The sequence below is a fragment of the Pantoea sp. BJ2 genome (assembly GCF_040255075.1).
GTDB classification, from domain to species: Bacteria; Pseudomonadota; Gammaproteobacteria; order Enterobacterales; family Enterobacteriaceae; genus Pantoea; species Pantoea leporis.
Window position 1 is genome coordinate 1,851,862 of sequence record NZ_CP158292.1, and the last position, 13,676, is coordinate 1,865,537.

15 protein-coding genes are annotated in these 13,676 nt (G+C 56.1%); 8 read left to right on the plus strand and 7 right to left on the minus strand.

What is annotated here, in order from left to right; genetic code table 11:
- Nucleotides 1-42: 42 nt before the first annotated feature.
- Nucleotides 43-561, plus strand: coding sequence for a superoxide dismutase [Cu-Zn] SodC (gene sodC, locus AAF463_RS08565; protein ID WP_350261857.1), 519 nt, complete (start codon nucleotides 43-45; stop codon nucleotides 559-561).
- 130 nt (nucleotides 562-691) lie between these two features.
- A complete protein-coding gene (locus AAF463_RS08570) occupies nucleotides 692-1,159 on the plus strand; it encodes a hypothetical protein (protein WP_101764541.1) in 468 nt (155 codons plus the stop codon).
- Here AAF463_RS08570 and AAF463_RS08575 read toward each other — a convergent pair whose 3' ends face one another.
- From AAF463_RS08575 to AAF463_RS08585, 3 genes are read right to left on the minus strand one after another with little or no spacing between them, the layout of a single operon-like run.
- The gene (locus AAF463_RS08575) at nucleotides 1,160-3,160 is read right to left on the minus strand and encodes an FUSC family protein (RefSeq protein ID WP_350261858.1); all 2,001 of its coding nucleotides are present in this window, start codon (nucleotides 3,158-3,160) and stop codon (nucleotides 1,160-1,162) included.
- Between the two features lie 7 nt (nucleotides 3,161-3,167).
- Entirely contained in the window at nucleotides 3,168-4,025 is an 858-nt protein-coding gene (locus tag AAF463_RS08580) for an HlyD family secretion protein (protein WP_350261859.1), read from the minus strand.
- Nucleotides 4,026-4,031: 6 nt separating this feature from the next.
- Nucleotides 4,032-4,268, minus strand: coding sequence for a DUF1656 domain-containing protein (locus AAF463_RS08585; RefSeq protein ID WP_008110284.1), 237 nt, complete (start codon nucleotides 4,266-4,268; stop codon nucleotides 4,032-4,034).
- Between the two features lie 151 nt (nucleotides 4,269-4,419).
- Here AAF463_RS08585 and slyA point away from each other — a divergent pair, with 151 nt between their 5' ends.
- Nucleotides 4,420-4,857, plus strand: a complete 438-nt coding sequence (slyA, locus tag AAF463_RS08590; protein WP_007892783.1) for a transcriptional regulator SlyA — start codon at nucleotides 4,420-4,422, stop codon at nucleotides 4,855-4,857.
- 40 nt (nucleotides 4,858-4,897) lie between these two features.
- Here the strand turns inward: slyA and slyB are convergent, their stop codons facing one another.
- Nucleotides 4,898-5,365 carry an outer membrane lipoprotein SlyB gene (slyB, locus tag AAF463_RS08595; RefSeq protein ID WP_008110282.1) on the minus strand — a complete coding sequence of 156 codons (468 nt, stop codon included), beginning with the start codon at nucleotides 5,363-5,365 and terminating at the stop codon, nucleotides 4,898-4,900.
- 275 nt (nucleotides 5,366-5,640) lie between these two features.
- On the opposite strand from slyB, the gene anmK reads away from it, so the two are divergent.
- From anmK to pdxY, 5 genes are all read left to right on the plus strand, one after another.
- Nucleotides 5,641-6,762, plus strand: a complete 1,122-nt coding sequence (gene anmK, locus AAF463_RS08600; RefSeq protein WP_350261860.1) for an anhydro-N-acetylmuramic acid kinase — start codon at nucleotides 5,641-5,643, stop codon at nucleotides 6,760-6,762.
- A 9-nt stretch (nucleotides 6,763-6,771) separates the two neighbouring features.
- Entirely contained in the window at nucleotides 6,772-7,101 is a 330-nt protein-coding gene (locus AAF463_RS08605; protein WP_192411930.1) for an MliC family protein, read from the plus strand.
- A gap of 20 nt (nucleotides 7,102-7,121) precedes the next feature.
- Nucleotides 7,122-7,778 carry a pyridoxamine 5'-phosphate oxidase gene (gene pdxH, locus AAF463_RS08610; RefSeq protein WP_101764536.1) on the plus strand — a complete coding sequence of 219 codons (657 nt, stop codon included), beginning with the start codon at nucleotides 7,122-7,124 and terminating at the stop codon, nucleotides 7,776-7,778.
- 139 nt (nucleotides 7,779-7,917) lie between these two features.
- Nucleotides 7,918-9,192 carry a tyrosine--tRNA ligase gene (gene tyrS / locus AAF463_RS08615; protein WP_008110275.1) on the plus strand — a complete coding sequence of 425 codons (1,275 nt, stop codon included), beginning with the start codon at nucleotides 7,918-7,920 and terminating at the stop codon, nucleotides 9,190-9,192.
- A 56-nt stretch (nucleotides 9,193-9,248) separates the two neighbouring features.
- Nucleotides 9,249-10,109 (plus strand): pyridoxal kinase PdxY, encoded by an 861-nt coding sequence (gene pdxY, locus AAF463_RS08620; RefSeq protein ID WP_101764534.1) that lies wholly within the window; start codon nucleotides 9,249-9,251, stop codon nucleotides 10,107-10,109.
- Between the two features lie 113 nt (nucleotides 10,110-10,222).
- Here the strand turns inward: pdxY and gstA are convergent, their stop codons facing one another.
- The 3 genes from gstA to dtpA all read right to left on the minus strand — a co-directional run bounded on the left by gstA (nucleotide 10,223) and on the right by dtpA (nucleotide 13,462).
- On the minus strand, nucleotides 10,223-10,828 hold the full coding sequence (gstA, locus tag AAF463_RS08625) for a glutathione transferase GstA (RefSeq protein WP_192234504.1): 606 nt from the start codon (nucleotides 10,826-10,828) through the stop codon (nucleotides 10,223-10,225).
- A gap of 99 nt (nucleotides 10,829-10,927) precedes the next feature.
- Nucleotides 10,928-11,809 (minus strand): LysR family transcriptional regulator, encoded by an 882-nt coding sequence (locus tag AAF463_RS08630; protein ID WP_350261861.1) that lies wholly within the window; start codon nucleotides 11,807-11,809, stop codon nucleotides 10,928-10,930.
- A 147-nt stretch (nucleotides 11,810-11,956) separates the two neighbouring features.
- Nucleotides 11,957-13,462, minus strand: a complete 1,506-nt coding sequence (gene dtpA / locus AAF463_RS08635) for a dipeptide/tripeptide permease DtpA (RefSeq protein WP_101764531.1) — start codon at nucleotides 13,460-13,462, stop codon at nucleotides 11,957-11,959.
- Nucleotides 13,463-13,676: the final 214 nt, after the last annotated feature.

Sequence of the window (13,676 nt, forward strand, 5' to 3'; positions counted from 1 at the left end):
AGCAGTCCAGGCTTAGAGGGAATCTAACCGTAAGGAGACGTTATGAATAAAACCCTCATTGTTATGCTGGCTCTGGCCTGCGCCGCGGGTGCGCAGGCGGCGTCAGAAGAAGTCACGCTGCATGAAACCACGGCGCAAGGCATCGGGGCAGCGATTGGCACCGTCACGCTTAGCGAAACGCCATACGGTGTGCAATTTACCCCAGCGTTAAGCGGCCTGAAACCCGGCATTCATGGTTTCCACGTCCATGCTAAAGGCAGCTGTGAACCGGGCGAGTCGGACGGTAAAACGGTGGCGGCCGGTGCGGCGGGCGGACATCTCGATCCGCAAAAAACCGGCAAGCATCTTGGCCCGTATGCCGATGGTCACCTTGGCGACTTACCCGCGCTGTTTGTCACAGAAGATGGCAAGGCGACGTATCCGGTCGTTGCGCCACGCATCAAATCCCTGAGTGAAATCAAAGGTAAAGCCTTGATGGTGCATGTGGGCGGCGATAATCATGCCGACCATCCGCAACCGCTTGGCGGCGGCGGGGCGCGTTTTGCCTGCGGCGTAATTTAATGCTTTGGGCGGCAGCAGCTTGTCGCCCCCCTTTCCTCACGCTGAAAAAAGTTGACCCATTTTCTTGCTACTCTCCGCGGTTTTTCCATCCTATGATATTGATTCAGGAATAAAACCTTCAGGGGCAGGAATGAAAGCGCGTGGGATGATGTTGTTATGTTTATTGCTGGTGGGATGCGATCAACCCAACGACACACAGCTGCGTTTAGATGCCAGTCGACAACTGCAACGCACCATTGATACCAATCCGCTGCGCGTCGGCTGTGAGAAGATTGCGCGTGGTCGTGAATGGCTGACCCAGCACACCCTTCATCGGCTCGAAGCCAATGGCTGCGAAAATGTCTTGCGCAGCGCCACCGAAACCAACTTCACCCACAGCGAAACTTATCGTCATGCGATGACAGTGGTGTGCGGCGGTATTCAGGGCAAAAGTTTCACCGGCACCACTTTGTATCGCCGCTTTATCTACTCTTCAGAGGAGAAGGCGCTGGTGATTGAACCGATGTCCGATCAGGATAAAACCCGCTTTGAAGGACAGAAATCGCTGCAGCAGTTGCAGGATGATTTTAATCGTCAGACCACGCAATATTGTCAGTAATCAATCCGGTACCGCCTGCGCTAACTGGGCCAGTGAGCAGCGCAGGCGCCACAAAATGCCCGCCAGCGTATTGGCTTCGCTCTCCTGTTGCTGCTGCAGTTGCTCAATCAGGGTTTCCAGCTCATCCAGCGTGGCCTGCAGCGCGGTGTGATGCACGCCGCGCAGACTTATAATTCGTTGCAGATCCTGCAGGCTGCTATCACGCATTTGCCTAAGCGTAGCCGACGTCGGCTGCCATTCGCGCAGCTGCCAGACAATGTGGGAACAGTTCAGTAACACCACGCCCCAGCGCAGCAGCCAGACGCGCGCTTGCTCGTCACGACTGTTACTGAGCTGACTGATGTGATGATAAATCTGCGATTCAAAGTGGCTTTCACTCAGGCGCGGATGGCGGCGAAGCTGATCGAGAAACGCATGGCGCAGGGCACGAATATGCCGACGACTGCGACGCGCATCGGAACTGGGACGCAGCACCTGAAACGCCAGCCACGCCAGCATTACGCCGCACACCTTGGCGATATTATCATTGAGGAAGCTTTGATAATCCCAGTCCGGCGGATTGGTGACGGCGATAAAGGATCCCATAAAAACAATGAATTGCCCCCACATCCCGGCGCGTTTCTTCTGCTGCAGTTTGAACAACTGCAAGGTGAGCAGCAGCGGGAATAGCACCAGTAAAAACTGCCACAGCGCGCTGATTTGCACCATCAAACCGAACTGCAGCACAAAGCTAAACAGCGACAGCCACAGCAAGGTTTTCAACAACAGCGAGACGCTGCCACTGGGCGAGGGCGCGGAGGAGTAAAGCACGCAGGCGATGGCGGTAAGCGTCAGGGCGGCGGCACCGGAATCCCATTGCGTGGTGATCCAAAAGGCGCAGCCCAGCATGATGACGCTGAAGGTGCGCAGCGCGCTCCAGCCGGCTTCAGCACTGTCGCTTTCGCGCGCCAGCGAGGGCGCATACGGCGGCTGAAAACGGGTATCGGCATCGGCGCGTTCAATCAGGCGAATCCAGCGATTCACATTGAGATACACCCAGCAGAAATAACGCAGTCGCTGGACGAAGGCGCGTTGACGGTAATCACCGGTTGCTGATGGCGTGATGCCACGCAGAATCAGCGCCAAACGGTATTTGTCGCACTGCGGCTGCGCCAGTTCCTGCAACAGTTTGGCCATGGCGTCGTAAAGTTCGGGTGGCGCATCGGGCCAGTTCAGCAACATGCGGCGCAGGCTTGAGAGTACGCTGGTGAGACGCAACTGCTGGTGCAGCACATAGTTCAGCACGTTGTTCTGGCGGCGGAAGCGATAGTGGCTCCAGAACGCCTGAATGCGCAGCAGGTTCATGGTGAGAATCTGGCTAATGACATTCTCATGGGCGGTGCGCACGTTATCGGTGCTGCTTTGCTGCAGTAATAACACCGCATGATCCAGCAAACGCGCGTGCATCTGACGCAGTGAACTCATCAGCGCGTTGCCATCTGAGGTGCTAGGCAGAATCATCATCATCAATCCGGCACACAGGATGCCGGAGATCACTTCGCACACGCGCGCCTGGGCGATATCCCACAGCTGAGTGACATCGGTGATGTTGACGCTGCTAAAAGCGATGATGGCGGCGGTATAACCCGCCAGCGAAAACGCGTAGGCCACGTTATTTTGGTAGTGATTGGCGATCCAGGTACAGAACGCCAGCCACCCGGCCATGAAAAAGGCAAACAGCCAGGGTTCATTCAGCGTGTGTCCGGCGATCAGCAGCGCGGCGCTGGCACCGAGCGAACTGCCAACGATGCGCCCGAGACTTTTACTGATGGCGCCGCCGACGGTGGGAAAACTCACCACCGCCGCCGAGGTCATGGCCCAGTAAGGTTGATCGAGTTGCAGCGCATAGGCGATGGTCAAGGCGAGACACATCGCGATGCCATTACGCAGTGCGTAGCGCCACTCGCCCCCACTTGCTTTTATCCACGGCAGATTTTGCCACGCCAGCCACTGAAAATTCATCACAACCTCAGTGGGCGATGGAGATGGTGCAGGTGGTGCCTGCCACCAGCGGCACACCTTCCGGCAACGCGTCTAAGCGAATACGCACCGGCACGCGCTGCGCCAGGCGCACCCAGGGCACGTTAGGCTTGATATCGGGCACCAGCCCGCCATCGCTGGCGACGCTTTGGTCATAAATGGCGCGTCCGATACTTTCCACTGAACCCTGCAAGCGCGCGCCGTTGCTGTACAACACAATTTGCGCGGCAGCGCCGGGCTGAATATGGCGCAGCTTGGTCTCTTCGAAATAGCCCATCACGTAGTAAGAGTGGCTGTCGACCAGCGCAAACAGCGGCGTACCGGCGCTGGCATAGTTGCCGGTGCGCAGCGTCAGGTTGCTGATCCAGCCATCGGTGGGCGCGGTAATGGTGGTTTGATCAAGATTCCAGCGTGCCTGATCGAGGCTAGCCTGCGCCGCTTTTGCCGTCGCTGCGGCGGCATTGGCGGTTAAGCGGGCGGCATCCATATCTTCCGCTGAAATAACGTTGCGCGGCAGGCTGGCGCGGCGATTGGCTTCATGCTGCGCTTTGGCCAGATCGGCCTGCGCTTTAGCCAGTTGGGCTTCGGCATTGGCCTGCGCAATTTGCCACGGCACCGGATCGAGCTTCAGCAGCACGTCGCCTTTATGCACAAACTGATTGTCGCGCACTTCCAGAGTGATGATGCGACCGGACACTTCCGGCGTGATATCCACTAGCTCGGCGCGCACTTTGCCGTCACGCGTCCATGGCGATTGCATGTAGTAATTCCACATCCACCCTCCGGCAAGCAGGGCCAGCGCAAAAATCACCAGGGTTGAAAAATACTTAAAAGGGTTGAATTTCATAGTGATTTATCCGAGGCTCAGTAACCACAATGCGCCAGCGACGCAGAGTACAAACAGGGAAAGGTCCATCAAGGTGGGATGCCAGACATCGCCGGAGTAGATCCAGCCGCGTATCAGCGGGTGAATCAACAACCAGAAAAAGAAACCGAGTAACACCGCTTTAAACAGCGGCGGGAAAAACAGCGACGCACCGAACACCAGGTCGGTAAGCGGGGCGCTGGGGGAAAAGGCGGTTAGGGACACGTGTCATCATCCTTTTTGACCGGGAATCATCTAAATAGCGCGTAGACGGCAAGCGTATATGCAGGCCTGGTATTTGTAATTTGCCAGGTAAACTCGCAGAATAGTGTAAAATCTGGCTTAATAGCTAGCAAGCTAATTATAAGGAGATGCAATGGATACGCCCTTGGGAACCGATCTGTCTCGTCTGGTGCGCATTTGGCGCGCGTTAATCGATCAGCGCTTGAAACCGCTTGAGTTGACACAAACACACTGGGTGACGCTACACAATATTCATCAACTCCCGCCAGAGCAGTCTCAAATTCAGCTGGCCAAAGCGATCGGCATTGAGCAGCCTTCATTGGTGCGCACGCTGGATCAGCTGGAAGAGAAAGGATTGATCACCCGCGCGACCTGCGCCAACGATCGTCGCGCCAAGCGCATCAAGTTGACCAAGCAGGCTGAGCCGATTATCGAGCAGGTTGAGAATGTGATTGATGCCACGCGCGATGACATCCTTTCCGGCATCAGCCTGGAGGAGATCAATCAGATGGTGACGCTGATTGCGCGGCTGGAAAAAAACATTCTTGAGTTTCATAACCGCGAGAAATAAAAAAACCGACGCCAGGCGTCGGTTTTTTTTATCTGTTCGCTTAACGTGGCGAAACGGTAACCTGGCTGCCGTTTGACGCCATCACGACGCGCTGGCCAACCGAGTAGCGGGTGGCAGCTTGCTTCTGCACCACCATGATGGTGTTGCCATCATCCTTGCGGATCTCCAGCTCGACACCGTCAGATTTGTTGACCGCACCCTGAACGCCCTGACCGGCTACGCCACCGAGTACCGCACCGCCGGCGGTTGCCAGACTGCGACCGCTGCCGCCGCCAATGGTGTTACCGAGGAAACCGCCCAGTACTGCACCACCAATTGCGCCAATCACGTTGTTTTCATCGCCGCCCTGGATTTTCACCGGACGAACAGAAACCAGCGTGCCATAGGAAACACTTTGTACTTGTTTAGCTTCGCTGGCGCTGTAAACGTCACCGGAAAGGGTGCTGTCGTTGGCACAACCTGCCAGAGTTAAGCCGGTCAATGCCACGGCTACAAAACGCTTAATCATCAGAACGCTCCTTAATGCAAAAAAACGCCATGTTTCTCATCCTGTACTGCACAGAGTATAAGACAGAAAACTGGCAAATGACGCTTAGTCCGTATAAAACGCGGCTGGGGCGAAGCATAGACCATCGTCCCTCAACAAAAATTCAATTACCCAACGAAAATATTTCTGAGCTGGAATGCACTGTGCAGTGACGCTGAAAAGCGGAATTTTATCATAGAATTAGACCCGGTAATTTGCCAGGCTTAAGCCAGACGATGTTAAGGGAGTGAACCGCTATGAAATCAGGACGCTATATTGGCGTGATGTCCGGCACCAGCCTTGATGGCGTGGACGTGGTACTGGCGGCCATTGATGGTCAAATGGTGGCGCAGCAGGCCAGCTATTGTCATCCCATCCCGCAGGAATTGCGCCAGCAGGTGCTGGCCATTTGTCAGGGGCAAACCTTGACGCTGTCGCAGCTCGGGCAGCTGGATACGCGGCTGGGCAAGCTGTTCGCCGAGGCGGTTTTAACCTTGATGCACCAGCAGTCGCTTGAGGCCAGCGACATCATGGCGATTGGCTGCCACGGACAAACGGTGTGGCATGAGCCGCAAAGTGATGCGCCGAATACACTGCAAATTGGCGATAACAACCAGATCGCGGCGGCAACCGGCGTCACGGTGATTGGGGATTTTCGTCGCCGCGACATGGCGCTCGGCGGGCAGGGCGCGCCGCTGGTGCCGGCTTTCCATCAGGCGTTATTGATGGACAGCGCTGAGCGCCGCATGGTGCTGAACATCGGCGGCATCGCTAATCTGTCACTGCTGATCCCCGGCCAGCCGGTACGCGGTTTTGATACCGGGCCGGGCAATATGCTGATCGATGCGTGGATTTGGCGCAACAAAGGTTTGCCGTACGACAAAGATGCCGCCTGGGGGCGCAGCGGACAGGTGGTTCCAGCGCTGCTGGAGTTGATGCTCAGCGATCCGTGGTTTGCACTGCCGCCGCCAAAAAGCACCGGGCGCGAATATTTCAATCTCAGCTGGATCGAGCAGCAGCTGCAGCGTTTCCCGGCGCTGGCACCACAGGATGTACAGGCCACGCTGACCGAGCTGACGGCGTTAACCATTGCGCAGCAGGTGCAGCTCAACGACGGTTGCGATCGTCTGTTGGTCTGCGGTGGTGGCAGCCGAAATCCACTGCTGATGGCGCGGCTGGCCACGCATCTGTCGGGAACGGAAGTCGGTACCACCGACGAAGCGGGCATCAGCGGTGATGATATGGAAGCGCTGGCCTTTGCGTGGCTGGCGTTTCGCACATTAAATGGGTTACCGGGCAACCTGCCAGCGGTAACGGGCGCGCGGGACATGAGCGTATTGGGCGCAATTTACCCCGCCAATCCCCGACTTGGTCGTTAAGAGGTAAAAATGAAAAAAATAATGATGATACTGAGCAGCGTGGCGCTATTAAGTGGCTGCGGCATGATGCATAAGCAGGAAGAGGCGCCGCAACAGCTGCGCTATCAGTGCGGCACTTTGCCGCTGACGGTTACTCAGGATAACGCGAAGCAGCAGGTGAGCTTTATTCTGGATGGTAAGCCCCTGACGCTGGCACAAACGGTGTCGGCCTCTGGCGCGCGCTACAGCGACGGCACTTACGTCTTCTGGTCAAAAGGCAATGGCGCTTTTGTTGAACGTAATAACAAAATCGTGATTAATGATTGTGAATTGCAGAACGCGGATACCTCCGTTCAGTAAACGTGAGAAAGAGAAACAGCATGAGCGACAGTGACAGCTTGCAACATATTGCCCATCTGCGTCGTGAATACACCCGCGGCGGGCTGCGACGTAAAGATCTGCCCGATAACCCTTTGGCGCTGTTTGAGCAGTGGCTGCAGCAGGCCTGCACCGCGCAGTTGCCGGATCCGACGGCAATGACGGTCGCCACCGTTGACAGCAGCGGCCAACCTTATCAGCGCATTGTGCTGCTGAAGCATTACGACGAGCAAGGCATGGTGTTCTATACCAATCTCGGCAGCCGCAAGGCGCTGCAGCTGGCAGAGAATCCGCGTATTTCGCTGCACTTTCCATGGCACTTCCTTGAGCGTCAGGTGATGGTGCTGGGCGAAGTGGAAAAACTGTCGCCGCTGGAGGTACTGAAGTACTTCAGCAGCCGCCCGCGTGATAGCCAGATTGGCGCATGGGTGTCGAAGCAATCAAGCCGCATCTCGGCGCGCGGCGTGCTGGAAGGCAAGTTCCTCGAACTCAAACAGAAATTCCAGCAGGGCGACGTGCCGCTGCCGAGTTTCTGGGGCGGCTACCGTGTCAGATTCCACACCGTGGAGTTCTGGCAGGGCGGCGAACATCGTCTGCACGATCGCTTCCTCTACCAGCGTAATGACAATGGCTGGTCGATTGACCGTTTAGCCCCGTAAAACTGCGTTTTATCCCCTTTCAACGCTGGCGCAGTTGGCGTCAGCGCTTTATGCTATAGCCCTCTTTTTTTTCGTCTCCGCACGTCAGCGGAAAGCTGTGTACCAGCCTAGGTGCAGTCTGATCAATTTGGAGTCAGTGATGACCAGCAGTAACCTGATACAACAATTGCAAGAAAGGGGCTTAGTCGCCCAGGTAACGGATGAAGAAGCGTTAGCAGAGCGACTGGCGCAAGGGCCAATTGCACTCTATTGCGGCTTCGATCCTACCGCTGATAGCTTGCATTTGGGCCATCTGGTGCCGCTGCTCTGCCTGAAACGTTTTCAGGATGCCGGACACAAGCCGGTCGCGCTGGTGGGTGGCGCCACCGGTCTGATTGGCGATCCCAGCTTTAAAGCAGCAGAACGTAAACTTAACACCGCTGAAACCGTTGGCGAGTGGGTGGATAAGATCCGCAACCAGGTCGCGCCTTTCCTCAGCTTCGATTGCGGCGACAACAGCGCGATTGCCGCGAACAACTACGACTGGTTTGGCGGCATGAACGTGCTGACCTTCCTGCGCGACATCGGTAAGCACTTCTCAGTGAATCAGATGATCAACCGCGAAGCGGTGAAACAGCGTCTGAACCGCGAAGATCAGGGCATCTCTTACACCGAGTTCTCCTACAACCTGCTGCAGGGTTATGACTTTGCGGAGCTGAACAAGCGTCACGATGTGGTGCTACAGATTGGCGGTTCCGATCAGTGGGGCAACATCACCTCCGGTATCGATCTGACGCGTCGTTTGCATCAGCAGCAGGCGTGGGGCTTGACCGTACCGCTGATCACCAAGTCTGACGGCACCAAGTTCGGTAAAACTGAAGGTGGCGCAGTGTGGCTGGATGCGAAGAAAACCAGTCCATACAAGTTCTACCAGTTCTGGATCAACACTGCGGATGCCGACGTATATCGCTTCCTGAAGTTCTTCACCTTCATGAGCATTGAAGAGATCAATGCGCTGGAAGAAGAAGACAAAAACAGCGGCACAGCGCCACGCGCGCAATACGTGCTGGCTGAGCAGGTGACGCGTCTGGTGCACGGCGAAAGCGGCTTGACTGCGGCAAAACGCATCACCGAGAGCCTGTTCTCCGGCAGCCTGAGCGCGATGACCGAAGCGGACTTCGAGCAGCTGGCGCAGGACGGCATGCCAACCATCACGCTGACGGCAGAAGACGATCTGCAGCAGGCGCTGGTGGCGGCTGAGCTGGTGCCATCACGCGGCCAGGCGCGCACCATGATCGGTTCTAACGCGGTATCGCTGAATGGCGAAAAACAGTCAGATGCGGAGTACCGTTTCAGCGACAGCGATAAACTGTTTGGACGTTTCACGTTGTTGCGTCGCGGTAAAAAACATTACTGCCTGATTAACTGGCAGTAAGCGTTCAGGGCCGGCTTCCGGCCCTTTTTTATGGCAAGACAGCAGTACAGGGCAAAATGAAAAATATTCTCGCAATTCAATCTCACGTTGTTTACGGACACGCCGGTAACAGCGCTGCCGAATTCCCGATGCGCCGCATGGGCGCAAACGTTTGGCCGCTGAATACCGTACAATTTTCTAATCACACCCAATATGGACACTGGACCGGCACCGTGATGCCCGCCACGCATTTGACCGACATCGTTAAAGGCATTGCGGCAGTTGACCGCCTGAAAACCTGTGATGCGGTGCTAAGTGGCTATTTGGGATCGGCGGAGCAGGGCGAACAGATTCTGGAGATCGTGCGTCTGGTGAAAGAAGCCAATCCGCATGCATGGTTCTTCTGCGATCCGGTGATGGGCCATCCGGAGAAAGGCTGCATCGTGGCGCCGGGCGTGGCGGAGTTTCACTGTAAAATGGCGTTGCCCGCCAGTGACATCATCGCCCCGAACCTGCTGGAGCTGGAGATGCTCAGCGGCCATGAAGTGGCCAACGTCGAGCAAGCGGTGGTTGCGGCACGAGAACTGATTAGCAAAGGCCCGAAAGTGGTGCTGGTGAAACATCTGGCGCGTGCCGGACGTCGTAGCGATCGTTTTGAGATGCTGCTGGTGACCGCCGATGAGTGCTGGCACATTAGCCGTCCGCTGGTGGACTTTGGCGTGCGTCAGCCGGTTGGCGTGGGCGATCTCACCAGCGGTCTGCTGCTGGTCGATCTGCTGCACGGCAAGTCGCTGCAGGATGCGCTCGAGCACATCACCGCGGCGGTTTATGAAGTGATGCTGAAAACCCACGAAATGGGCGAGTACGAATTGCAGTTGGTGGCCGCGCAGGATGCGATTGCCAAGCCGACACAGCATTTCGCCGCTGAAAAGCTGTAAATTCCCCGTGAGGTGCGCAGTCCTGCGCACCTGCCATTCAGCTCACCATGAATGACGATCCAACGATCTGGGGCGTACGCACTGATAGCGACCCGACGAAGAATAGCGCCGGATCAAACCAAACCTTCCGCCTTCAATGCCGCTTGCACCGCTGGGCGCTCTGCAACCCGATTAAACCAGGCTTCCAGCGCATCCAGCCCCGCTAAATCCAGCTTGATGGCTTTAGCCCAGCGCGTCACCACGAACAGATACACATCGGCAACGGTAAAGCGTAATCCCAGCAGCCACTGTTTATCCTGCAACGCCTCATTCACCTGCTGATACTTTTTCTCCAGCTGCGCACGAGCAATGGTTTTGTACTCTTCCGGCGTATCCGGACGGAACAGCGGGCTAAAACTTTTGTGCAGTTCGCTGCTGACAAAACTCAACCACTCCAGCGTGTGATAGCGCGTCAGGCTGCCGGTCGGCGCCAGCAGATGGCGATCCGGCTTAAGATCCGCCAGATATTGCACAATCGCCACGCCTTCGGTCAGGATGCTGCCATCGTCAAACTGCAGCGCCGGAACTTGTCCTTTCGGGTTAATCTGCCAGTAATCTTCTCCCTGCTCGGTCACTTTCTTCTGCAGGTCCACGTTCACCTGGGTGAAGTCGAGTCCGCATTCCAGCGCGACAATATGCGGTGATAGCGAACAGGCACCGGGCTTACAATAGAGTTTCATCATGGCTTCTCCTTGAGTGTTGTGGTGATCAAAGCAGCATAAGTCTGCCAGGGATATTTACCCGTGACTGCGATCAGGAATTGCGGTCACCGTTCAGGTTTATTCAGCAAAGCATGGCAGTAACGGCAGCTTTTCGAGCGCAAAATCCCAAAATTGCCGCACTTTAGGCGTCATATTCTTCACACGCTGGGTCACTAACTGCACCGGCAGCGGCGCGGGTTCCCATTCTGGCAGTAAGCGCAGCAGTTTCCCGCTGTGGATATCGTCAAGAACCTGATACGACAGCAGCCGTCCGATGCCGTGTGCGCTGCGTAGCGCTTCCAGCTGGCTCTCCACATCATTAACCCTCAGACGCGGCGTGATGCGCACGCGCAGGTCGTGAGCGAAGCGCCACTCGCGCGTATGGCGCAAGCTCGTCACTAACGCATGTTGAGTCAGTTCAGTGGGATGAACAGGCGTGCCAGCCTGTTGCAGATAGTCGGGGCTGGCAACCAGCGTTGAACGCACAGTGCCAACCTGACGCGCCACCATCGAAGAGTCCTGCAGTGCACCAATGCGCAGCGCGATATCGAGGCCGTTTTCGATCAGGTCCTTATAGCTGTCGCTGAGCACCACTTCAATCTGCATCTCCGCATGCTGTTGCAGGAAGGCATTCACCAGGGGCATGACGTGGCGACGACCAAACTGCACCGGCGCGGTTAAACGCAGCAAGCCATGCAGGCCGCTGTGGTGAGCGCTGTCGATGGCGCGCTGATAATCGCTCAGCACGCGCTGTGCCTGCTCAAACAGCTGCCAGCCAGCTTCGGTGGGTGCCAGCTGGCGCGTGGTGCGTTCAATCAAAGTGGTGGCGAGGCGGGCTTCAAGGGTGTTGAGGGTGCGCGTGATCACCGGTGGCGATCGCTGTAACAAACGTGCGGCACCGGCCAAACTGCCTTGCTGGATAACCGCGACAAATACCTCAAGCTCATCAAACCTGTCCATGCTTATTCCACTCAGATTAACAGTGAGCCGACATCATGAAGTTAAGCGAGCAAAAAGCGAAGTGTGGGTAGCAGAAATCGTTAAAGGAAATGTGAATGGCGGCGAAATAGTCGGTAGAAAAAAGCCGGGACATGCCCGGCTTTCTGCTTACTGATTGGCGCTGGCGCGTTTCAGTTCAGTTTGACTATCATCCTGCGTCATGCGGTTCAGCAGTGGCGCGGTGATTAACATCAGCAGGGCGATCACGCCGGTGGCGATACCAATCTGCTGGAACACATGGCTGTAGACCGCCAGTGACGTGTGTGGATCGGTCACATCATTCGGCACCGCCATCAGGTTCGCGACTTTACCGGCAATCATTGCCGCACCCGCGGTGGTCAGGAACCACGAACCCATGATGAAGCCCATTAAACGTTGTGGTACCAGTTGTGCCACCATTGCCAGGCCCAGACCGGAAATCATCAGCTCACCAATGCTCTGCAGCGCATAGCTAAGGATCAGCCAGTTCACTGAGACGATACCGGCTTCGTTGGCAAATTTGGCACCAAACGGCAGCACCAGGAAGGCCGCTGAACACAGCACCATACCGAAGGCGAATTTGTGTGGCATCGGCATTTTATCGCCAAGCTTGTTGTACACCGCGGCCAGAATCGGGCTTGCCAGCATAATCCAGAACGGGTTCAGCGCCTGGAACTGCTCCGGCTCAAAGGTGATGCCGAGAATCGCGTGCTCAACGTTGCGGATAGCGAAGAAGTTGAGTGAGGTCGGCATCTGCATGTAGAGCACGAAGAACACAATCGCTTCAACCATCAGCAGGAAGGCCACGATCATCTTACGACGTGCTGCCCCCTTCAGCGCGAAGGCTTCTTTGGCGAAGATCACCACGATACCTGCGGCGATGACGCCCAGCGTCATACGTGCGATGCTCTGGTGATGCAGCAGCCAGGCCGCCAGCGCAATCAGTGCTACCACGCCAATCAGCGTCATCAGCAGTTTACCCATCTGCAGCGGGGCAAAATCCGGCTTGGATCCGTAGTTTTTCACTACACGCTGGAAGAACAGGAAGTTCAGCAGCGTGATCACCAGACCGACAACCGACAGCGAGAACGCGGCGCCCCAGCCATATTTCGCGGCCAGCCACGGCGTCAGCATCATCGAGAACAGCGAACCGATGTTGATCGACATGTAGAACATAGTGAAGGCACCGTCGAGGCGCGCGTCATCTTTCTCGTAGCAGGTCGACAGCAGGGAAGACGGGTTAGCTTTAAACAAACCGCTACCTACCGCGATAGTCGCCATGCCGATATACACCATTGAGGTGTCATGGCCGGAGAAGGCAATCAGCGCATAACCCAGCGCCAGCACCATTACGCCGAGCACGATGACGCGTTTGGTACCCAGCACTTTATCGCCGAGCCAGCCGCCGATGGCGACTAAACCATACACCAGCGCGCTAAACGAGGTGAACAGCGTAATGGAGTCCGCTTCGGACATGCCCAGCTGTTTAACCAGGTAAACCGCCATGATGGCTTGCAGGCCGTAGTAACCAAAACGTTCCCACAGTTCGATGGAGAAGATCAGATAAAACGCTTTCGGTTGCTTAAAAGCGTTGAGGCTTGGCGCCCCGTCAGTGTGTTTGTTTGCAGTTGACACGTATACCTCAGTTTTAACATAGCCTGTTTTGCGACAGGAATTAAGTCTGCGTCGGGCTGGGTAATCCCGCGCAACATTGTTATTAGAAAGGAAAAACGGCGACTAATTTGGCTGAATCAGTCCAACAGGGCAAGCATTTTCTGCACGCTGAAATACTTGCAATAGGTAGGGTTAATGCCGTTATACAAAGTTGTAAATCAGTGTTAAATCTCGC